The organism is Miltoncostaea oceani (assembly GCF_018141545.1).
GTDB classification, from domain to species: domain Bacteria; phylum Actinomycetota; class Thermoleophilia; order Miltoncostaeales; family Miltoncostaeaceae; genus Miltoncostaea; species Miltoncostaea oceani.
Map to the genome: position 1 here is coordinate 3,130,964 of NZ_CP064356.1, position 20,961 is coordinate 3,151,924.

Sequence of the window (20,961 nt, forward strand, 5' to 3'; positions counted from 1 at the left end):
GTTCACGCGGCGGGGTTGTCGTGGTGGGGTTGCGGACGCCGACGAGATCAACCCGGCCGTCGCTCCGGTCGGTCGCGAGTGAGTCGCGGGGCCAAGGCTTGTCCCGAAGCCATGATGCCCGGGCTTGGAGCCCCTCGGGCACCTCGCACGTGAACCGGTTGAGCCCCTTCGGGGTTACCCGTGGCGAGGTCTCACTGGTCGCTCAGGCAGTGACGCGGTAGAGCCCGATCATGCCGTTGCGCATGTGCGACTCGACGTGGCAATGGTAGTACCAGGTGCCGGGCTCCTCCTCACGGAACCGCACGAGACGGGTGCTCGATGGACCGAGGTCCTCGGAGTCCACGGGGATCCCGTTCCGCATCCAGCGATGTCCGTGGATGTGGAACGTGTGGAACAGGTCCCCGATGGTGAGGACGTCCCACTGCACGAGCTCGCCGACGCGGGCCTTGAACGTCGGCGTGTTGCCGATGAACGCCCGGCCGTTGATCGTGTCCATCCCCCCGTGGGCCGCGAAGTAGACGACGAACTCGCGATCGGGCTTCGGGTCCTGCGGCCGGGTGATGACGATCGTGCCGTACATGCCGGCCATGATCGACTCGTGCATGAAGTGGGAGTGGTCGTGGTACGGCCAGACCCCGTGCGAGTCGGGTAACGCGAGCAGCTCGTAGGTGAACGACTGCCCGTACGGGACGGCCCCCCCGCGGCCGCTCACGTGGGGGATGAACGCCCCGTCACTGCCGGGCGCGTACCGGAACGCGTGGAAGTGCATCGAGTGGGGCCACCGGTTGGCGGCGTCCAGGTTCTTGAAGTGCACGAGGACGCGATCGCCGACCTCTGCACGGATCGTCGGACCCGGGATGCCACCGTTGTCACCGCTCTGGCGGTTCGGCCACGGCCGCCGCCAACCGGGGGTGAAGCGGCGGTAGACGAGGGCGGGGAAGCGGTGGGCCTCCGCGGCGACCGGCTCGTTCATCACCGCATCGCGCCCATTGGGTGCCATGTCCCAGGTCGTGCTGACCGCGGCGACCCAGTAGTGCAGGACACGGCCCGAGGGACGGAACGGGGTTGCGCTCGCCTCTGGCGTGCCATTGGGCCTCGCCCCGCCGAGCAGCGCAAGCGCGCCTCCGCCCGCGGCGGCGGTGATCAGTCTGCGACGGGTGAACGACGGAAGTGGCATGTCCGCACGCTAGTGCGTCGGTTGGCGGCAGGTGTCCTGACCATACCGCTCGCGCCCCATCGATCGTGCTTCTCCGCTCGCCGTAACCGGCCACGGGTGCGTTGATCGCGTGCGACCCGCGTTGGTCAACGGTCGTGGTCGGTCTGGCCCCGGCTCACCGCGGCCACAAGCATCGCGATGACGACGACGGCGAGCCCGAGAGTGCCGACCATGAGGATCGCGTCGAGCCGGAGGTCGAGAGCCGACGCCGCGGCGCCTACAGCGATCACGACCACCCACGACCAGCCAAACCCCCTGCGAACCGCACGCGCCAGCCCACCCTGGTCGCCGGTGCTCACCCCGGAGTCACGCCGGTGGACTGCTCACGACGCCCCCGGCGGCTGCGCGACGAGGAGGGAGGCGATGATGACGACCGCGATCGACAGGCCGAGCTCGGCGGTGGCCAGAAGGCGGACACGCCGCAGCGTGGCCCGGTTCGGCCGCTCCACGCGGCGCAGGGCCGTGATGATGCGGCGGTTGTAGAGCGCCAGGAACCCGATGGGACAGAGGAGCAGGAGCTTGTAGAGGATGCTGCGGCCGTATCCGGTCTCCCACAGCTCCGCCGGATCGCCCAGCTCGGACACCGACCGCAGGGCACCCGTCGCGACCGCCACCCCGACGGCGATCAGAGCGACGCGGGAGAAGCGGCCGAGGATCTGCGCGGAGAGGACCGGGCCGCCCCGAGGGGCGGCCGCCGGCACCCGGAGGAAGACAATCGCGAGCAGAGCCAGACCGCTGATCCAGACGGCGACAACCGCGAGATGGGCGATCTGCGCGGAGATCTGCAGAGCGGGCACAGCCGCGACCCGTGGGTGCCCTTGCGCGGCGACGCCAGTCATCACCGCGAGCAACAGGACGGCGAGAGCCGCCGAGCCGGAACGGCCGTACCCCGCCTGCGGCGGCTTCGGATCTGAGGATGCGCCGAACTCCCGCAGGAACAACACGGTCCCGAGGGCGAAGACCCCGAACAGGATCGCGCCCCGCAACTGGACGAGGGAGCCGAAATCCGTCCCGCCAAGAACTTGGGCGACGCCGTTGGCGTCCCCGAGGGCAGGCAGGACACCCACGCCGAGCACGCCGGCGCTCTGAACGATCAAGAGGTACCCCTCGGCGAGCATCGCGCCGACCGCGAGGCAACCGAAGCCGATCCAGTAGGCGTCCCGCCCCCAGGAGAGGACGGCGACGCGCTCCCCCTCATCGAGGACGGTCGTCCGGTTCAAGACAGGAGCCCACACCAGCCACCGGAAGGCCAGGAGGCCGAGGAGCCCCCCGAGGCCCACCAGCTGCAGGAACCTCGAGCTGACCCCCCAGATGCCCGTCTCCGAGGGCCCTCGCTCCGGCGACCCCTCCAGGTACGGCTCGGCGAGCTCTCCGCCACCCACCCCGAAGACGAAGACGCCCGGGATGACGTGGGAATCGGCCCCGATGATCCGGTACCGGACGGTGTACGTCCCGTCGGCCAGGTCCGGTTGGAGCGGCATCTCCAGGACTCTGGCGTCCCGCGCCGCGATGCTGCCCCCCTTGCTGACCGTCGTCCCCTCCTCGTCGACGACGTCGGCGTCATCAGGCTCCAGCAGTTGGACCGGCTCGGTGAAGGTGAGCGTCACGGCCGGCGGAGCGGCGGACAGGCGTGCGTCGCTCGAGGGCGTGGAGTTCGCGAGTGTCGCGTGGCCGAGGGCCGTCGCGGCGAACAGGAGGAGGCCGGTCATCGCGAGGAGCGCGGTCGCCAGGGTCCTCTCGGCGACCGAAAGTCGCCTCGGCGGGGTGGTCCGGCGCATCAACCGTCGTCTTCCGGGAGTCGAGCGGGTCGCGTCGCCCAGAGCAGCCCGACGCCCACCACGGCGAGGATGGACACGCCGATCGCGACGAGGCCGAGCCAGTAGTCGTCCGAGGATCCAGAGCCATCACCCTCGGCGGCGGGTGGCCCCTCCGATCCGGCCACCCGGATCTCGGTGGCTGAAGCGGGCCCGGGAGCCTCCGGACCCGTCTCCTGCGCGGCGTCGCCGAGCGCCTCTGGCGGTCCCGTCCATGGCTTGACGACGCCGTCGGAGTAGGTCTGTGTCGTCTTCCAGACGGCCGATCCTGCCTCCTGCGGGGTGCCGAGGACCTCGAATTCCTGGAACTGGTCCTCGCCGATGCGGCCGCCTCGGAAGATCACGCCCCTCATGCGCCGGTCGGGTCGGTAGAGGATCCGCGCTGTCCAGCCGGCGGCGGGGTTGACGGAGTACACGGAGATCTGCGTCGGGAACGAGACCCTCACCGCGACGGTGTCCTCGGCGCGTTCGGACGGCACTCGGATCGTGAACTTCTCCGCTGATCCCGCGGCCACTTCCGAGGGAAGGACATCGACGTGCCCGACTGCGGGGCCCGCCCCCACCGCCATCAGGGCGATGACGCCGAGCACAAGGACCCCTGTGCGCACCGCTCTGAGCAGATGACGACGTGGGCCGTTCGGCGCACGCCCCCAACCGGGACCCGTCACTCGCCGACCGCCTGGGTCGTCCTCGACCGCGACAGAGAGTCCGTCCCGGTCGCTTCCCCCGGAACCAGCGTACCGCCCCCGCAGCGGGAGGGAGGATCCTCGCCGGCGTCTGCACGCTGACCCAGCGCCGCGTCGGCCTTCATACGGTGGTCTCCACGAGCGTGACACCTGTGTTCTTATCGTCGTAGCGGGCTTGCGCGGGCCGAGCGCCCACCCTCCGCGCATGGCGGACACCTGGCACCACGCTAGTCGGCAATTGCAACGAACTCGTGAAGCGCAAGGCAGCGCTCCCTCATGGGATGTCTTGGCGGCCGTAGGCTCGGGCGATGAGCACACGACAGGTCTTGGTCATGGTCGCCATTGCGACCGCGGTTGTCGCGGCCCTCCTCGCGATCAGCCTCTCGAGGGACGAGGCGGACGCGGAAGGGACGGCGGCGACGCTCGTCGGTGTCGGCGCCGTCAGGGAGGAACTCGCGGGGGTAGCTCAGCGCGGAAACGCCCTCGGCTCACCGGACGCACCGGTCCAGATCGTCGAGTACGGAGACCTCGCGTGCCCGGCGTGCAAAGCCGCCGCCGACACGACCGTCCCCGATGTCATCGCCGAGTTCGTTCGCGCGGGGGACGCCACCCTCGAATTCCGTCCGATCGCGTTCATCGGTCCGAGTTCCGAGCGCGGAGCGCTCGCCGCGGAAGCCGCCGCCGAGCAGGACGCGATGTGGCCATTGATCGGGCTCCTCTACCGGAGTCAGGGCGACGAGAGGACCGATTGGTTGACGGATGACCTCCTCGAGCAGGCCGTGACCGCGCTCAGTCTGGATGTCGCGGCATGGAGACGCGACTACCGCTCACCTGCGATCCGGCAACAGGTCGCCGAGCGAGCGGCCGCGGCCGAGGCCGACGAGGTCCGCGCGACGCCGACCTTCATCATTCGCGGCCCGCGCGGCCTCAAGGTCGTGAAGGGGGTTGCTGACGTCGCCGAGTTCCGGAACGCGATTAAGGAGGTGGGGCCCTCGTGAACAATGTCTGCAGTTCATGCGGAGCACGCATCGAGGAGACGGTCGTCTCGGGGATCGTGTCGCTCAAGCGCCGGCGGACGATGGTGCCGTCCGCTCGTGTCAGTGCGATCCGGGCGGAGACGTGTGTGCGCTGCGGCCGCACGGAGATGTTCGCCGCGCGCCCGGAGCGGCTCTTCTCCGATCTCCGGGAAGACTAGGTCCTTCCCGGCAGACGCCTCCTCGGCCGAGGGCCGGCGATGGCGACCTGGGGCCGTCCTTGACCTACGCCCCGGCCCGCTCGTACAGTGCCCCCGTTCCCGAACGACCCCGGTCGCTCCCGGATCGCCCTGTGTTCTACGGGCGGTCCCGGCGTGAGCATCGACAGAAGGAGCCGGACCATCCGGAGGAGAACGTCGAACGCCCCCGTCCGCGGCGCAGTCGTCGCGGCACTCGCCGGGCTCTCCGCCCTCGCCACCGGGGCGCCCGTCCTGGCCGTTGAAGTCGAAGTCCCGAGCCCATCCGCCGTAGCCCCACCCGCCCCACCGCCTGCGCCGGCGGCGGCACCCCCCGCCACGGTTCCCCCGACCACGGCGCCGGCCGCGGTCGCGAGGGCCTCCCTGCGTATCCAGCTTGGGTCCTCCGGCCCGCTCGTCCGCGACCTGCAGCGCGAGTTGCGTCGGCGGGGCTTCCGTATCGCCGTGGACGGCTCCTTCGGACCTGCCACCAAGGGGGCTCTCCGTGGCCTGCAGCGCCGACTCGGCCTGCGACCGACCGGCGTGGGCGACGCGCGTCTGCTCCGGCGGCTGGGAATCCGCGTCCGCACCGCCGCGGCGGCCGGACCGAGGAGCGTGCGGCCGGCGGGGGGCCTCTACGTGAAGGTGTTCCCGGTGGCCGGTGATCACGCGTACTCGAACGACTGGGGAGCCCCCCGAGGGCAGGGTGGCCACGAGGGCACGGACATCCTGGCCGACCGGCACACCCCGCTCGTGGCGGCCGACTCGGGCGTGATCTCCAAGATCTCGCGGACGGAGAGTGGCCTCGGGGGGATCTACCTCTGGCTCCGACGCCCCGACGGCATCCAGTTCTACTACGCCCACATGCAGTCGGTCGCCGAGGGCCTCGACCTCGGCTCCCCCGTGGCGGTGGGTCAGGTCGTCGGCACCGTCGGGAACAGCGGGGACGCCCGCTTCGGGGCGACTCACGTCCACTTCGAGGTCCGCAGGGACTGGACGCCGTTCAACCCGTACCCGGAGCTCGTCGGGGCGGACCCCGACCATTCCGCAGAGGCGCGCTAGATCAGCGGACTGTGCGGCGCGGCGCGTCCTGTACCGCCAAGCCGCGCCGTCGCTTCGTCAGGCGCGACGCGGTCGCTCATGGCCGCCGCGTGGGTCGCAGTCCTCGTCTCGGCCGGGGAACCCACACAGGGTTGGTCGGCACGCTGCCGCTGAAGGGGATCGCCTGCCGGCCTACCGGCGCGCGTCATGGTTGAACCACTCCGCGCATCTCGGAGGCAGCCGAGGTGGACGGGATAGAGATCGGACGGAAGGTGCGGCTCGCTCAAGCGACGCCGGCCGTGTTGTGATCCCGGTGCGGGCGGGAGCCCGACCGGGGTGGTCCGTCGTCCAATGGGTCGTGGCTCCGCGGACGGACATCCGCCCCCGGGCGAGATGACCTCACGGCGGCCCGCCCATCGGGAGAGGCCAGAGGTGAACGCGTCGTGAACTAGCGTCGTGGTCCAAGTGCTGAGCATGAGCGGGTCTAAACGCCTACGTGCGAGCAGTGCGCCCTGCGCTCGGAGGGGGGCCGGATCACGGGCGGACATTACGGGCGGCCCGCGGGCGGGCCACTTGACGGCTGCCGCGCGCCGACCGGCCGCGGTCCTGAGGGCGCGTCGCTCACAGGAGCTGAAGGTCGTAGCTGGGCGCGGCCCGCTCGAAGAGGCGGTCAAGGCGCAGCTGGTCGGAGCCGCATGTCAGGGACGTCGAGTGGAGGCAATCAGCGCGGCTCAGCCTCCGGTCGAGCATTTCGTAGGGGGACTACGAAACTGACAGGCGGCGCTCCTGGGCGATTCAATGCCAAAGCTCACGCCCGCCAAGCTCACTACCGTTTTCCTCGCCCGCCCATCCCTCCTACGCCTCCCATCATCATCCACACCATGACGCCCATCATGAGCATGCAGGGGATCAGGAAGAGGAGAAAGGCCGGGTTCGCGAAAGCCACGGCGAGAGCGACCCCGAGGAGGACGACCGCGATACACACCAGCATCGTTCTTTTCGACTGAGTCATGGTTCGAGGGTACGCCTCCGCCCTAGCGAGATGCGTCCGTAGGAAACCGCTGAGGGGTGTGGGCGAGTCGCGCCGTCATCGGTTCGTCACGCGAGCGGCCTCAGGGGGGACGGGCCGCGAGGGCACCGATGGATGGCCAGACGGCTACGAGCTGCGGCTCGCTCTTGAGCACACTCATGCTGCCGTCGGCACGTCCTTCGCGCCCGACCCCGACCGGGTCATGCTGGTCGCGGGTGCTAAACGAGCACAGCCGCGAGCACTCCGTCGAGGCGGCGGAGCTCGTGGCCCGCGCCCGGACGATCGGCAGAGCCACTGTGGCACGACGGACACCCGCGATGGTCGTTGACGGAATCAGCCATGCGGCGGCCTTGGCGAGCGCGGGCCGGCATCGCAATGATCTCGCGACGGCACCGAGGGCGATGAGGCGGGACGTCGCCCCTCGTGACGCACATCCCATGGGCGGCGACGGTGTCTTCGGCCGGCTGGGGTCGTCGTAGAGGAGGAGGCCGAGATCGTCGGCCTAGCAGTCGGGGTCCGGCCGCGAGCCGGACGTCGTCGCTCAGGACGCTCAGATCACGCCGGCCGCCGCAATGCTGAGGACAGCGCCGCACGACCGACTGACCCCGGTCGACGAGGGCCGCGCTCGGCACATCGGCAGACCCGTCGCGTCACGTCGCGACCGGGCCGACGCCGCCGAGGGGGGTAAGTCCGTCGGCATGCCGCCTCCTGCCCCGTCAGCCGGACGTGTCGATGCTTGCGACCGTTGGAGCGGTCCGGTCGCCGTGCCGGAGGAAGCCGACAAGGCCCACTGAGTACGAGCGATTGCGCGGCTCGTCATCAGGTCGTCACACTCGGCCGGAACTATGCTGCAGGGGGCTGACCGCAGCCGGGTCGAGGGGGCCAGATGAGCGACGAAGATGATGCGGCACGACGACAGGACGAGGCCGATGAGCTCGAGGGCGTCCCTCGGTAGGTCAAGATTGCGCCGTCATCGTCCTCGCAGCCCTGATCGTGTTGGCCGTCCTCCTCTTGACCAGCGCGGGCGACCACGGCCCCGGCCGGCACTCCCTGGCACCAGATGACAATTCGCTGGCCGCCGAAGCCACCGTCTTGGCGTGATGGTCCCTTGAGCGGTCGCCGGAAGGTCACCTTGACCGTCCATGTTGTCGTCTCGGTCGGCTGGCTCGGGGCGGTGGTGAGCTCGCTCGCGCTCGCGGTTATCGCCCTCACGAGCGACCAGGTTGAGACAGTGGGCGTGGCGTACCCGGCGATGCAGTTCATCGCTCGCCACAGCCTCATCCCCCTGAGCCTCGCGACGCTGTTGACCGGCGTTGTGCAGTCGCTGACGACCCCATGGGGGCTCTTAAGGATAGTAGTCAAGCTCGCGCTTACAATCCTCGGCGTCGTCGTCCTGTTTACCTACAGCCAGACGATCGCGGGACTCGCCGACACATCCCGGACGGCTGCCGACGCACACCGCCTCGCCGGCGGGCTTAAAAGCGGGTCCGCCGTGCTCCATTCCGGAGGAGCTCTCGTGCTGCTGATGGCCGCCGTGGCGCCGTCGGTGTTCAAGCCGAAGGGGATGACCCGCTACGGACAGCGGCGGGTGAAGCGGGTGCGGCCGGTTTCCTGAGGGCTCCCCCGACGGCTCGCGCCCGTCGCTGGCGCGAGGTCGCCGGTGGCGGGCGCCGAGGACGACCGATCCTCGCCCGCTTGGTAGAAAGCGGTAGCCGCTTCAGCGCGAAGGCGTTGAGGGCGACGATCATCCTCAAGCCGACCATCGTCACCGCCGCAATCTCGGGGCGCAACATGAGACCCCGCGGCCCGAGAGTTCGCCCAAGGTCCTAAGCATCCATTGCTGCGCTCGAACGCGCCGCCGGGCGTGAGCCGACGCCGCCGCCCGGACCCGCGCGGGAGGCCCAGCCAGTAGCGACGCTTTGCCGGCCCGCCGCGGGCTCGACCCGTCCGACTGGCGGTTACGCAACCCCCGCACAGCCGGTCCTTCGCGGGCGATCGCCCCCGCCGCCGCGTTCGTGGCGGTCCAGCGCTTCCGGGCGAGCATGCTCCCGGTGGTCGGGGTCTGCGCACCCGTCGGTCCGCTGGCCGAGGTGCTCGCCTAGGAGGACCTCGGCCGCGCCGGGGCGGTGCGGACGATCGCCTCGCCGAAGAACTCCACCTCGTCGCGGAGGCGCTCGGTGACGCGCTCGCTGATCCGGTGGCCCTCGGCGACGTCCATGCCGCCATCGACCTCGGCGTCGATCTCGGCCCTGATCACGTGCCCCTGCCAACGGGCCCGCACCCCGGGTAGCCCCCGCACACCCTCGGTTCCGGCCGCCACGTCGCGGATCCGCTCCGCGACCGCAGGATCGACCCCGTCGAGCAGCCGCTCGCCGATGCTCTTCGCCGCATCCCAGACGATCTTCAGGATGACCGCGCGGATCAGCAGGCCGACGACGGGGTCGGCGGCGGGCCAGCCGAACGCGACGCCGATCGCGCCGACGACGACCGCGAGGGAGGTGAACCCGTCGGTCCGTGCGTGGTACCCGTCGGCGACGAGGGCCGCCGAGCCGATCTGGCGGCCCACCCGGATGCGGAAGATCGCCACCGCCTCGTTGCCGACGACGCCGATCACCCCTGCGAGCGCGACCGCCCAGAGCAACTGCACGTTCTGCGGGTCGAACAGGCGCCGGATGGACTCGTAGGCCGCGAAGACGGCGGAGAATAGGATCAGCCCGATGATGACGAGGCCAGCGAGGTCCTCGGAGCGGTGCAGTCCGAAGGGGAAGCGAGCCGTCGGGGGCCGGTGTGAGAGCAGGAAGGCGATGACGAGGGCACCGCCGAGAGGGCGTCGCCGACGTTGCGGACCGTGTCCGCCAGGAGGGCGACGGAGCCGGTGATGACGACGATCACGACCTGGAGCGCGGCCGTCACCCCGAGTCCCACGAGCGACCACTCCAAGGCCCAGAGCCCGCGCTCCGACGAGGCGATCGCCGGATCCACGGTCCCGTGGCGGTGCCCGTGCGGCCCGTGATGCCTATGCGTGGGGTCATGCCTGTGGTGGCCGTGTTCCTCGTGGCCGGACGCGGCCCCCCTCCGACGCACGCGGCCGATCACGCGACGACCCGGCGGTGGCCGGGTGTCGCCGCGAGCCCGAGCCGGGTGTGCTCGGTGTGGGAGACGGCCTGGTCGAGCAGCTCGGCGACGTGGTCGTCGTGCAGGGCGTAGACGACCGTCCGTCCGTCCCGGGCACCGGCGACCAGGCCGAGCAGGCGCAGCACCCTCAACTGGTGCGACACCGCCGACTGCTCCATGCCGAGGTGGGCGGCGAGCTCGGTGACCGTGCACTCCGACTCGCGGAGCCGCCCGAGGATCATCACGCGGCTCGGCGTCGCGAGGGCCTGCATGACACGCGCGATCTCCGTGGCCACGACGTGATCGATCGGGTGGCGCCCGAGGTCGTGACCGTGTCCCGTTATAAACAAGCTTACATGAACAGTCAATCATGCGATCTGTCTAGTGATCGACGACTGCAGCCCACCACGGCGGCCAGGGGAAGAGCTCTGTGCTTCCTTCACCGCGGAGAACCCCGACGGTGCGGACCCGTCCGACAGGGCGGCAAGACGGTCCGACGGGCTCCCGGGCCGATCCCGCACGGTTCAGCCAGGCATAGGCGCGACCTCAACGGGCGCCGGCGGGGAGGGCGAGCGGTCGTCGCCCGATTCCGAGGGGAGTGGTAGCCGCTTCAGCGCGAGGGCGTTCAGGGCGACGATGATGCTCGAGCCGGCCATCGTTATCGCCGCGATCTCGGGGCGTAGCGTCAGACCCCAGGGCTCGAAGACGCCGGCAGCGATCGGCAGGGCAAGCGAGTTGTAGCCGATCGCCCAGGCGAGGTTCTGACGCATCTTCCGCACGGTCCCGCGGGCGATCGCAACCGCCGTCGCTACGTCGAGGGGGTCCGAGCGCATGAGCACGATGTCGGCCGTCTCGACGGCGACGTCGGTGCCGGTGCCGATGGCGATGCCGACGTCGGCCTGAGCCAGCGCGGGCGCGTCGTTGACGCCGTCGCCGACCATGGCGACCCGGCGGCCCTCGGCCTGCAGCCCCGCGACCGTCGCCGCCTTGTCGCCGGGCAGGACCTCGGCCAGCACCTCGTCTATCCCCACCTCCCCCGCGACCCGGGCGGCGGTTGCGCGGCTGTCGCCGGTCAGCATCACCGAGCGGACCTCGAGCTCTCTCAGGGCGCCGACGGCCTGAGCCGCGCTGGGGCGCCCCGCGTCGGCCAGCGCGATCGCTCCCACAGCCGTCCCGTCGACCGCGACGAGGACGACGGTGCGGCCCTCACGGGCGAGTTCGTCCGCCCGTCGTTCGAGTTCGCTCTCGGGAACACCCTCGCGGCGCAGCAGACGTGTGTTCCCGACGGCGACCCGCCGGCCGCCGACGTGTGCAACCGCCCCGTGGCCGGGCACGCTGTCGAACCGCTCGGCGACTGGGACCTCGAGTCCGCGGTCCCGTGCGTCCACCACGATCGCCTGCGCGAGAGGGTGCTCACTCTCGCGCTCGACGGCCGCGACCGCGCGCAGGAGATCGTCCTCGGCGACGCCGTCGGCGGTGATCACGCCGACGACGCTCGGCTCGCCTTTGGTGAGAGTGCCGGTCTTGTCGAACACGGCCGTGTCCACGGCCGCGGCCTGTTCGAGGGCGACGGCGTTCTTGACGAGGATGCCGCGGCGCGCGCCGAGGCCCATGCCGACCATGATCGCCATTGGCGTCGCGAGGCCGAGGGCGTCGGGGCACGTGATCACGACGACGGTGATGGCGAAGAGCAACGCCTCCTCGACCGGCCGGCCCACGACGACGTACCAGGCGAGGAACGTCGCGAGGCCGCCGATCAACGCCACGAAGACGAGCCAGAACGCCGCCCGGTCAGCCAGGCGCTGGCCCGGGGCCTTCGAGTTCTGCGCCTCCTGCACCATCGCGACGATCTGCGCGAGGGCGGTGTCGGCCCCGACGGCGGTGGCCCGGGCGCGCAGCGTCCCGGTGGTGTTGATGGTGGCGCCGACCAGCGCGGAGCCGGGGCCCTTGGCGACCGGGACGCTCTCGCCCGTGACGGTCGACTCGTCGACCTCGCTCTCCCCCTCGAGCACCTCGGCGTCCACGGGGACCTTCGCCCCCGGCCGGATGAGCAGGAGGTCGCCGACCACCAGGTCGGCCGTCGGCACCTCGACCGGCTCCCCGTCGCGGATGACGAGGGCGATCGCCGGGGCTAGGTCGAGCAAGGCCCGGATGGCGTCGTTGGCGCCTCCACGGGCGCGCATCTCGAGCCAGTGCCCGAGCAGGACGAAGGTGGCGAGCAACGCGGCGGCCTCGTAGAAGACCTCGCCCTCGATCCAGAACGTCGCGGCGACCGAGTAGATCCATCCCGCGCCGATCGCCACGGCGACCAGCACCATCATGTCGAGGGTGCGTGCACGAAGCGCGATCCACGCCCCGTGGAAGAAGATCCACGACGAGTAGAAGACGACCGGCAGGCTGAGGATCAGCTGCAGGACGTCGCGGTCGATCCCGAACGGGGTGCCGAGATCGAGCCCGAGCACGTCCGTGCCCAGGGGCGACCAGAGCACGATCGGGATCGCGAAGAGCAGGGCCACCAGAACCCGGTTGCGCATGTCGCGGGCCATGCCGTCCATCGACATGCCGGCATGTCCGCCGTGGCCGCCGCCGTGCGCCTCGTCGGCACGGTGGACCGCCCCGTCGTGACCAGCGGCCCCTTCGTCCACGTCGTCGCCCATCGGGTCGCAGACGTGGCCGGGGACCGAGCGCCCCGCGCAGTGGTAGCCGCACTCCTTGACCCAGGCGCTCAAGTCCGGAACAGAGGTGCGGCCGGGGTCGTAGGTGACGGTCGCCGTCTGCGCGACCGGGTTCGCCTCGATCGCAATCACTCCGGGCCGGTGCCCGAGCATCCGCTCGACGACGTCCTTCTCGCTGGCGTAGTGCAGCCCGCCGACGTGGATGACCTCCGTGCGCAGCGCGGTGTCCGCGGCCGTCCGGCCGGTGGGGGTGCTCATCGGGCTACCTCCGCCCGACCAGGCGGGTGAGCGCCGTCATCAGCTCGGCGCGCATCTCCTCCTGGTTCTCGGTTGCGGCGCCCAGGACGCAATGGCGGGTGTGCTCGTCCACCAGCGCCAGGGCGACCTTATCGAGCGCCGCCTGGGCCGCGCTGATCTGTTGGAGCACGTCGAGGCAGTAGCGGTCGTCCTCGACCATCCCGGCAATCCCGCGCACCTGCCCCTCCACGCGGCGCAGACGCTTGAGGATCCCGCTCTTCGCGCCGGCCGCGGCGTACCCGGGGTCGGTGAGTCTTGGGGTGTTCTGGGAATTCGTCATGGGGCGACCTTGACATACATGGGGGGAGTATTCAAGATGGCGTCGTCAGTTACTCCCCCCCAGTAAGGAGACGACCGCGATGTCGGACGAGCGCACGTATCACGTGGACGGCATGACCTGCGGTCATTGCCGCGTCGCGGTGTTGGAGGAGGTTGGCGCCCTCGCCGGCGTTGACGAGGTCGAGGTCGATCTCGCCACCGGCCGGATGGTGGTACGCGGCGACGCCGTCGACGACGGCGCCGTCGCGACCGCGGTCGACGAGGCCGGGTACGAGGTGCGGTCGTGAGGACACCCGTCCGCATGGCCGCCTTCGCTGCGGTCCTGGGGGTCACTTTCGGCGCGGCCGCCCTCGCGGGCGGGGCGCTCGATCCCCTTCGCGACTCCGGCGACGGCCACGGCGGCGGCCACGGCGGCGAGCACGTCCCTGTCGCGGTGGCGCCGGCCGCGGAGCACGGCCCGCCGGGGCTCGCTGTGGCCGACGACGACCTGCGCCTAGTGGCGGACACGACGACGCTCGTCCGCGGTGCGACCACGCGGTGGAGCTTCCGCGTTGTGACGGCCGACGGCGTCGCCGTGAAGGACTTCGAGGTGGAGCACGAGCGCGAGATGCACCTCATCGTCGTCCGCCGCGACCTGAGCGGCTACCAGCACCTGCACCCGCGCCGCGGCGCGGACGGCACCTGGACCGTGGCCCTGGAGCTGCCCGAGGCGGGCGTCTACCGCGCCTACGCCGACTTCACGACGGGCGGCCGTCCGTCCACCCTGGCGACGGATCTGTTCGTCGCCGGCGCCTTCGCGCCGCGGCCGCTCCCCGCCCCGACCCCGATCGACGAGGCGGCGGGGTACCGGGCCGACCTGTCGGCGCAGGGCGTCGCGGCGGGGGCAACCGCCGACCTTTCCTACGACCTGACCCGCAACGGCCAGCCCCTCGATCGCATCGAGCCCTACCTGGGGGCGGACGGCCACCTGGTGGCCCTTCGCGAGGGCGACCTGGCCTTCCTGCACGTGCACCCCGAGCAGTCGGGCACCGCGGGCACGATCCGCTTCGGGGCCGAGCTGCCCTCGGCGGGGCGCTACCGTCTGTTCCTGCAGTTCCGCCACGACGGCGCCGCCCGTACCGTCGCGCACACGCTGGAGGTGTCCCGATGAGCGCGACGACCAACCCCTCCCCCGAGCGGGTCGAGCTGCCCATCACCGGGATGACCTGCGCCTCGTGCGCGGCGCGCATCGAGAAGCGACTGAACCGGCTGGAGGGCGTCGAAGCGTCGGTGAACTACGCGACCGAGACGGCGTCGGTTACCTTCGACGCGGCCGTCGTCGCCCCCGAGCGCCTGGTGGAGGCCGTCGAGCAGGTGGGCTACAGCGCCCAACTGCCGACCACTCCCGACGCGGATGCCCCCTCGAGCGAGGACGAGGCAGATCCCGCGGCCCCGCTTCGCCGCCGCCTGACTTGGTCAGCCCTGCTGTCGGTGCCCGTGGTCCTGATGTCGATGATTCCTGCGCTGCAGTTCGACAACTGGCAGTGGCTCGCGCTGCAGCTGGCCACCCCGGTCGTGATCTGGGGGGCCTGGCCCTTCCACCGCGCCGCCTGGACGAACCTGCGCCACGGCGCGGCGACGATGGACACGCTCATCTCGATCGGCGTCCTCGCAGCCTGGACCTGGTCGCTTGTGGCGCTCTTCTTCCTCGGGGCCGGTGATCCCGGCATGCGGATGGGCTTCAACCTGGTGGTCGACCCCGGCGCCGCCGCCGACCACATCTACCTGGAGGTGGCCACCGTCGTGACCACCTTCCTGCTGGCCGGCCGCTACTTCGAGGTGCGCGCTAAGCGCAGCGCGGGCGCCGCCCTGCGGGCCCTCCTGGAGCTGGGTGCCAAGGAGGCCTCCGTGCTGGGTGACGACGGCGCCGAGCGCCGCGTGCCGATTGCCGACCTCACGGTGGGCGACCGCTTCGTGGTGCGCCCCGGTGAGCGGATCGCCACCGACGGAGTCGTGGAGGAGGGATCCTCCGCGGTTGACGCGTCGCTTCTCACGGGCGAGAGCGTGCCGGTCGAGGTCGGCCCGGGCGACGCCGTCGCCGGGGCGACGATCAACGCGGGCGGTCGGCTGGTCGTGCGCGCGACGCGTGTCGGCGCCGACACCGCCCTGGCGCAGATCGGACGGCTCGTGACGGAGGCGCAGACCGGCAAAGCCCCGATCCAGCGCCTGGCCGACCGCATCTCGGCGGTCTTCGTGCCCATCGTGCTCGCGCTGTCGGTGGGAACCCTCGGGTTCTGGCTTGCCAACGGGGCGGGGGCGACCTTCGCCTTCACCGCCGCCGTGGCGGTGCTGATCATCGCCTGCCCCTGCGCCCTCGGGCTGGCCACCCCCACCGCGCTGCTGGTGGGCACGGGCCGCGGCGCCCAGCTCGGCATCCTGATCAAGGGCCTCGAGGTGCTGGAGTCGACACGCCGGGTGGACACCGTCGTGCTCGACAAGACCGGCACCGTGACGAGCGGCGAGATGGCGCTGGTGGACATCGCCCTCGCGCCGGGGGAGGACCGCTCCGAGGTCCTTCGTCTCGTCGGCGCCCTGGAGGACGGCTCCGAGCACCCAATCGCCCGAGCGATCGCAAGGGCGGCGCGCGAGGAGCTGAGCACGCTGCCGCCGCCCGAGGGCTTTGCCAACCGCGAGGGCCTCGGCGTCGAGGGGGTCGTCGAGGGGCACGGCGTGGTCGTCGGGCGACCGGCGCTGCTGGCCGACTGGGGCCTGACGCTGGACGACGCCCTCACCGCGGCGCGGGAGCGGGCGCAGGCAAGCGGGCGCACCGCGGTCGCCGCCGCCTGGGACGGTAAGGTGCGCGCGATTCTGATCGTGTCCGACACGGTCAAGCCGTCCAGCGCCGAGGCGATCCGCCGTCTGAAGGACCTCGGCCTGCGGCCTGTCCTCTTAACCGGCGACAACGAGGCGACGGCGGGGGCCGTATCCGCCGAGGTCGGGATCGACGAGGTGATCGCCGAGGTCCTGCCCGGCGAGAAGGCCGAGGTGGTGCGTCGGCTGCAGTCCGAGGGGCGCGTGGTGGCGATGGTGGGCGACGGCGTCAACGACGCCCCGGCGCTCGCGCAGGCCGACCTCGGCCTCGCGATCGGCACCGGCACCGACGTGGCGATCGAGGCATCCGACCTCACGCTCGTGTCGGGCGACCTGCGATCGGCCGGCGACGCCATCCGGCTCTCGCGGCGCACGCTCGGGACCATCAAGGCCAACCTGTTCTGGGCTTTCGCCTACAACGTGGCGGCCCTGCCGCTCGCGGCGCTCGGGTACCTCAACCCGGTCGTCGCGGGGGTTGCGATGGCGCTCTCCAGCGTCTTCGTCGTCTCCAACTCGCTGCGCCTGCGCCGGTTCCAGCGGGCGTGAGCACAGCCTCATGGTTGGGCACCGACGGGTCGCCGCTGCGCGGCCCGTCGGTGTTGCGTGCCTGAGAGGAGCGACTCGAGACAGGAACGCGGAGGCACGGCCGCGTCCCCGTCGACGCGCTCCCCGTCACGGCGGCGCGGACGGCGGCGGCGACGTTCGGCACGAGGCGCTGGCCCTGCTCGTGTGGGACCGATTTACCGCGTCACACCGGTGCGGCGCCGGCGAGATAACCCGCCAGCGCCAGAGAGATCGGCTGGCCCGTCGCCTGCTCGAACGCGCTGTAGGCCGGACTGGGGTTGACCTCGAAGCAGTAGGTCTCTCCGTCGGGGGTGATCCGCAGATCGATCCCAGCGAAGTCGAGGCCGAGACCCGCGGCGAGCTCCAGGCATCGACCGGCTGTCGCATCATCGAGGGCGAAGGGGAACATTCGCGCCTCGCCCTGCTCATGGTGGGCGTAGCGCCAATCGGCGCTGCCGCTCTCGATCGCCGTCGCGAAGACGCCGCCGTCGGAGAGCGTGTGGACCCGGACATCGAGTCCGTCGATGCGTTCCTGGAACTGGACCGGACAGACGGCCAGGCGGTCCAGGCGGCGGAGGTCGTCGCCGTCCAGCTCGCGCACGATCGAGCGTGCACCGCTGATGGACTTGTAGATGACCCGCTCGTGGATCTCCTTGAAGGCGAGCACCTCGTCCGGATCGTTGGTGACGAGGGTCTCAGGCACGGCGAAGAGATCGGCGATGAGACGCGCCTGGTATGGCTTCGAGGCGTTCGAGGCCTGGGCGGAGAGTCGGTTGACCACCCGGCCCGGCATCAGTTCGCACCAGACGGCAAGCGCCTCGTGCAGGCGGTCGGCGCGGAGGCGCATCGCATCATCGGGAGGGAGCGCGGCCAGCTCCGGGAGGATCTGGTGGTCGACGACCCGGTTGTAGACCCCCCTAACGTCCTCCAGAGTGATCGGCTGCCCGGCGACATGCAGGACCCCGGCGGTCTCCCCACGATCGACGGAGACACCCATCTCCAGCGTCGCGACCTCTCGTTGGTTGACGACGGCGTAGGGCAGGCGCAGCTTCTCGAGGGCCGCGGCCACCATCGCGAGCGGCGGCTCCGATGGAATGCCGACGAGGAGGACCGAGGCGGTCGCGCCGTCAGGCATCGAGCGCGCGCCGCAGCGCATCGAGGGCCGGCCGGCCGCCGTGGCGGAGATCCGGGAGCGGGGTCGCGTCCTCGAGCGCCCACTCGCCGCCGGGATCACGCGCGAAGGTTACGCCGAGGAGGGTGACCCCGGCGGCATGGGCGAGCTCGCGACAGCCGGCGGCAAGCTCGTCCGGCACGGATCCCGTCACCTCGTCCCCGATGACAACGGCGGCGGCGCGCTCGACCGGCTCCGGGGCGGGAGAGTCATCCCAACTGGCCCGGCTCCACTCCCGGGCGGGTAGGCCGACGCGAGCTGCCAGCCACCGCCACTGCGCCGGCCAACGCCACGGACCGCACAGGAGGGCGGGGCTGGGCCGATTCAGCACCGGGCAGGGCAGGGACGCCATCCAGCTGGCGAGCGCCGCGGTGATCTCCTCAGCCACATAGTCGCGGTCAGTCGCCCCGAGGGACGCGAGGGCCGCCTGGGGGACGTGCGTCGTGCGGTTGATGACGCCTCGGACCTCACCGGAGCGGACCTCCACACCGCGGCGGGTGACGAGCTCGACGCTCGCCTGCCCGCCGCGGTCGAGGCGGTGGACCAGCCGGGCGCCGACAACGAGCTCGTCCGGCAGGAGGATCTCGAGCGGCGCGACCCCGAGGTGGCGCAGCCCCGCGACGGCCCAGATCGCGGCCTCATCGTGTGGCTCGCAGATGGCAAGCCACACGGCGGGCTAGAAGGGGCCGCCGCCGCGCAGTTCCTCGGCGCGCAGCATGAGCTCCTCCTGGAGCTCTGCGAGGTCCGGCTCGAAGCCGAGCGCGGCCTGGGTGAGATCCGGTCGCAGCTCCTCGGGAATGAAGGGGCCGATCTCCTCGCGCGCGAACCGCTTCGGGCCCTCGCGGACGTCCTTCAGCTCCTTCGGATCGCGGTCCTTCCCGAGCTCCTTGGGGGCACGGTCCTTGACCAGCTCCTTCGGCAGCCGCTCCTTGACGCGCTCCTTGTCCTTGATGAGTTCCTTCGGCAGCCGCTCCTTGAACTCCTTCGGGAGCCGATCCTTGATCAACTCCTTCGGGAGGCGCTCCTTGATGAACTCCTTGGGCAGGCGATCCTTCGGCTTGATCGCCCGGCACGGAGGATCGATCGTGTCGTAGAGCGTGTTGAGCACCCGGTGGTCGAGCAGGTCGGCGGGTCGGACGCTCTCGGGGACCGTCGTCCACGGGAGGATGCCGAAGGGGCTCGTCCCGCCGTTCCACGGCCACATGGTGTCGTTCAGGTTGTGGCCGCTCGGGCCGCCGGACGCGGGCGCGTACTGCACCCACCCCGCCTGGCCGGACTTGGCGACGGTCCACTCCGCCCAGAGGCGATCGACGTTGCAGTGGATCAGCCAGAAGACCGGATCCCGCGGAGCGAAGGCGATATCTCCGACGGTTCCCCCCACCCAGGAGTGCGACGCGCCGTGCGGGCTCTCGAGCCCGCGCATCAGCGTGTAGTCGAACTCGTCGACGAAACCCGCGATGGTCCCGCCGCCGCCGGGGAACTGGAAGATGTCGAAGCGGTTGCGCCGGAGGTTCCAGGCCGGACCGGTGAAGGGGCCGGTTGCCACGGCGAAGTTCGCGCCACTCCCCGGACCGCCCATGAAGTCGTCGCGCCAGATGAGGCTCTCGGTACCCGCGGCGTTGAGGTTCGCGACAGTCCAGTCCCAGTAGGGGATGTTCACGCTCGAGTCGATCGCCTGCAGCTCGAGCTCGAAACGACGAAGTAGCTCACGGTGCCACGGGAAGAAGGCCGGGCCGAAGTGGCCGTGGTTGAGCCCCCCCTGGTGCATCGTCGCGTAGCGGTCGTATCCCCCGTTGGCCTTGAGCTGGAGCACCGCGTTGACGAACGCCTGGCGCTCCGACAGCGTCAGGCGGGTGAGGTTCTTCCGACAACCCATCACCGCCTCCTTGTACGACCGCCGCCACGCTTCTTACCCTCGTTCCCCTCGGCGGCGTCATCGTGTCGGTCGTCGTCCGGTGCTCCCGCCATCGGATGGGCCGACACCACCCCGCCGGGCGGACGCTCACCGTGGCCGTGGCCCTCGCTGGGAGCGAAGTCGGGGCTGTTGAAGATGTAGGCGTAGTCGACGAGGTGCCGGATGACGCTCACTGGGTCGTCGGACATGAAGTAGGCCTCCGGGCAACCCCAGACCCGGACCTCGCCCTCATGCCGGGTCAGCGTGACGACCCGCTCGCCGACGGTCGCCGTTATGTGGTCATCGTCCTCGTACTCGATCGCGATGGCCGTGCCCTTGTACGACATGTGCTGCGCCATGCTTTCCCTCCTGGGGCGTCACGCCGAGACTGCGCCCGAACGCGAGGGACTGTCAACACCGACGCCGAGCGCGGCGCGGGAAGTGAAACCGCCTCCCAGGAGAACGCCTCAAACGCTGCGATGGCGACGCTGCGGTCCCTTCGGCGAGGGATCCGGCTAACGCCAAGGAGGGGCCCGGCGATCCCTGCCGTCGGCGCCGAGCGGCGCGCGCCGATCGCCGAGCAGGCCTGAAGCCAACGACTGGTGGGCGCGTGCCGTGGGCGGCTCGCCCCGAGGACGTCGCGCGGAGAGCTGCTCGTCGCCGGGATCGCGATGGCGCCGTACAGCGTCTTCGTTGACGACCAGCTCGCGGTGCCTGCGCCGTTCCGCCGGGCGCAAGCCGGCCCCTCTCCGTGCGCACACATTGGCGCCGTTCGTGCGGGTACCGTCGGTACGCGATGGTTAGGGATCCGCGCACGTCCGACGCTGGTCGTGCCGGATCGGGCGTACGCGGATGCCGGACGTCGCGGCCCCGGCGCGGTCCCCGGCCGGCGCGTTCTGAGGCCTTGGGCATGGAACCGGTGGGGGTGGTGGAGTCGATGGATTCCGCGGCTCAGGATCGGCTGATGCTCGCCTTCACCACCAAGCACTTCACGCTTGAGACCGCCCGCCCGGCGACGATCTCCGAATCGGCCGGGCGGGCGGCGCTCTTCCTGTTCAAGGTCTCGAGCGGCATCGTCGCGCTGGCCTTCGGCGGCCAGTCGCCGGGCCTCGGCCCGGCG

The 20,961-nt window shown here is 71.1% G+C and carries 21 protein-coding genes; 9 read left to right on the plus strand and 12 right to left on the minus strand.

What is annotated here, in order from left to right; genetic code table 11:
* Nucleotides 1-202: 202 nt before the first annotated feature.
* The 4 genes from IU369_RS15985 to IU369_RS16000 form a co-directional block, all read right to left on the minus strand.
* The gene (locus tag IU369_RS15985; protein ID WP_217921977.1) at nucleotides 203-973 is read right to left on the minus strand and encodes a multicopper oxidase domain-containing protein; all 771 of its coding nucleotides are present in this window, start codon (nucleotides 971-973) and stop codon (nucleotides 203-205) included.
* A gap of 329 nt (nucleotides 974-1,302) precedes the next feature.
* Nucleotides 1,303-1,515, minus strand: coding sequence for a hypothetical protein (locus IU369_RS15990; protein WP_217921978.1), 213 nt, complete (start codon nucleotides 1,513-1,515; stop codon nucleotides 1,303-1,305).
* Between the two features lie 24 nt (nucleotides 1,516-1,539).
* Nucleotides 1,540-2,994, minus strand: coding sequence for a copper resistance CopC/CopD family protein (locus IU369_RS15995; protein ID WP_217921979.1), 1,455 nt, complete (start codon nucleotides 2,992-2,994; stop codon nucleotides 1,540-1,542).
* Nucleotides 2,994-3,638, minus strand: a complete 645-nt coding sequence (locus IU369_RS16000) for a DUF1775 domain-containing protein (RefSeq protein WP_217921980.1) — start codon at nucleotides 3,636-3,638, stop codon at nucleotides 2,994-2,996. Before IU369_RS16000 ends, IU369_RS15995 begins: the two co-directional genes overlap by 1 nt.
* Before the next feature lie 386 nt (nucleotides 3,639-4,024).
* Here IU369_RS16000 and IU369_RS16005 point away from each other — a divergent pair, with 386 nt between their 5' ends.
* From IU369_RS16005 to IU369_RS16020, 5 genes are all read left to right on the plus strand, one after another.
* On the plus strand, nucleotides 4,025-4,714 hold the full coding sequence (locus IU369_RS16005; protein WP_217921981.1) for a DsbA family protein: 690 nt from the start codon (nucleotides 4,025-4,027) through the stop codon (nucleotides 4,712-4,714).
* Between the two features lie 350 nt (nucleotides 4,715-5,064).
* Nucleotides 5,065-5,988 carry a M23 family metallopeptidase gene (locus tag IU369_RS23630; protein ID WP_281426191.1) on the plus strand — a complete coding sequence of 308 codons (924 nt, stop codon included), beginning with the start codon at nucleotides 5,065-5,067 and terminating at the stop codon, nucleotides 5,986-5,988.
* A gap of 860 nt (nucleotides 5,989-6,848) precedes the next feature.
* Nucleotides 6,849-6,974, plus strand: coding sequence for a hypothetical protein (locus tag IU369_RS23635; RefSeq protein ID WP_281426192.1), 126 nt, complete (start codon nucleotides 6,849-6,851; stop codon nucleotides 6,972-6,974).
* Nucleotides 6,975-8,105: 1,131 nt separating this feature from the next.
* Nucleotides 8,106-8,612, plus strand: coding sequence for a hypothetical protein (locus IU369_RS16015; RefSeq protein WP_217921983.1), 507 nt, complete (start codon nucleotides 8,106-8,108; stop codon nucleotides 8,610-8,612).
* Nucleotides 8,613-8,916: 304 nt separating this feature from the next.
* Nucleotides 8,917-9,099 (plus strand): hypothetical protein, encoded by a 183-nt coding sequence (locus tag IU369_RS16020; RefSeq protein WP_217921984.1) that lies wholly within the window; start codon nucleotides 8,917-8,919, stop codon nucleotides 9,097-9,099.
* On the opposite strand, the gene IU369_RS16025 is transcribed toward IU369_RS16020, so the two are convergent.
* Nucleotides 9,096-9,932, minus strand: coding sequence for a cation diffusion facilitator family transporter (locus IU369_RS16025; protein ID WP_217921985.1), 837 nt, complete (start codon nucleotides 9,930-9,932; stop codon nucleotides 9,096-9,098). The two genes, IU369_RS16020 and IU369_RS16025, sit on opposite strands and share 4 nt — an antisense overlap.
* On the opposite strand from IU369_RS16025, the gene IU369_RS23640 reads away from it, so the two are divergent.
* Nucleotides 9,876-10,010, plus strand: a complete 135-nt coding sequence (locus tag IU369_RS23640; RefSeq protein WP_281426258.1) for a hypothetical protein — start codon at nucleotides 9,876-9,878, stop codon at nucleotides 10,008-10,010. The genes IU369_RS16025 and IU369_RS23640 overlap by 57 nt on opposite strands.
* Before the next feature lie 79 nt (nucleotides 10,011-10,089).
* On the opposite strand, the gene IU369_RS16030 is transcribed toward IU369_RS23640, so the two are convergent.
* The 3 genes from IU369_RS16030 to IU369_RS16040 form a co-directional block, all read right to left on the minus strand.
* Complete coding sequence (locus IU369_RS16030; RefSeq protein WP_281426193.1) at nucleotides 10,090-10,407, minus strand: ArsR/SmtB family transcription factor; 318 nt, start codon at nucleotides 10,405-10,407, stop codon at nucleotides 10,090-10,092.
* Nucleotides 10,408-10,635: 228 nt separating this feature from the next.
* The gene (locus IU369_RS16035; RefSeq protein ID WP_217921986.1) at nucleotides 10,636-13,044 is read right to left on the minus strand and encodes a heavy metal translocating P-type ATPase; all 2,409 of its coding nucleotides are present in this window, start codon (nucleotides 13,042-13,044) and stop codon (nucleotides 10,636-10,638) included.
* Between the two features lie 4 nt (nucleotides 13,045-13,048).
* Complete coding sequence (locus IU369_RS16040; protein WP_217921987.1) at nucleotides 13,049-13,363, minus strand: metal-sensitive transcriptional regulator; 315 nt, start codon at nucleotides 13,361-13,363, stop codon at nucleotides 13,049-13,051.
* 79 nt (nucleotides 13,364-13,442) lie between these two features.
* Here IU369_RS16040 and IU369_RS16045 point away from each other — a divergent pair, with 79 nt between their 5' ends.
* The 3 genes from IU369_RS16045 to IU369_RS16055 are packed head-to-tail and all read left to right on the plus strand — an operon-like array spanning nucleotide 13,443 to nucleotide 16,758.
* On the plus strand, nucleotides 13,443-13,649 hold the full coding sequence (locus IU369_RS16045; protein ID WP_217921988.1) for a heavy-metal-associated domain-containing protein: 207 nt from the start codon (nucleotides 13,443-13,445) through the stop codon (nucleotides 13,647-13,649).
* Nucleotides 13,646-14,512: a hypothetical protein gene (locus IU369_RS16050; protein ID WP_217921989.1), complete on the plus strand. Its 867-nt coding sequence runs from the start codon at nucleotides 13,646-13,648 to the stop codon at nucleotides 14,510-14,512. The genes IU369_RS16045 and IU369_RS16050 overlap by 4 nt, the downstream gene beginning before the upstream one ends.
* Complete coding sequence (locus tag IU369_RS16055; RefSeq protein WP_217921990.1) at nucleotides 14,509-16,758, plus strand: heavy metal translocating P-type ATPase; 2,250 nt, start codon at nucleotides 14,509-14,511, stop codon at nucleotides 16,756-16,758. The genes IU369_RS16050 and IU369_RS16055 overlap by 4 nt, the downstream gene beginning before the upstream one ends.
* 202 nt (nucleotides 16,759-16,960) lie before the next feature.
* Here IU369_RS16055 and IU369_RS16060 read toward each other — a convergent pair whose 3' ends face one another.
* The 4 genes from IU369_RS16060 to IU369_RS16075 are packed head-to-tail and all read right to left on the minus strand — an operon-like array spanning nucleotide 16,961 to nucleotide 20,188.
* The gene (locus IU369_RS16060) at nucleotides 16,961-17,911 is read right to left on the minus strand and encodes an ATP-grasp domain-containing protein (protein WP_217921991.1); all 951 of its coding nucleotides are present in this window, start codon (nucleotides 17,909-17,911) and stop codon (nucleotides 16,961-16,963) included.
* Nucleotides 17,904-18,617: a hypothetical protein gene (locus IU369_RS16065; RefSeq protein WP_217921992.1), complete on the minus strand. Its 714-nt coding sequence runs from the start codon at nucleotides 18,615-18,617 to the stop codon at nucleotides 17,904-17,906. The genes IU369_RS16060 and IU369_RS16065 overlap by 8 nt, the downstream gene beginning before the upstream one ends.
* A 6-nt stretch (nucleotides 18,618-18,623) precedes the next feature.
* Nucleotides 18,624-19,823, minus strand: coding sequence for a tyrosinase family protein (locus IU369_RS16070; protein WP_217921993.1), 1,200 nt, complete (start codon nucleotides 19,821-19,823; stop codon nucleotides 18,624-18,626).
* Nucleotides 19,823-20,188 (minus strand): hypothetical protein, encoded by a 366-nt coding sequence (locus tag IU369_RS16075; RefSeq protein WP_217921994.1) that lies wholly within the window; start codon nucleotides 20,186-20,188, stop codon nucleotides 19,823-19,825. Before IU369_RS16075 ends, IU369_RS16070 begins: the two co-directional genes overlap by 1 nt.
* Between the last annotated feature and the right edge of the window lie 773 nt (nucleotides 20,189-20,961).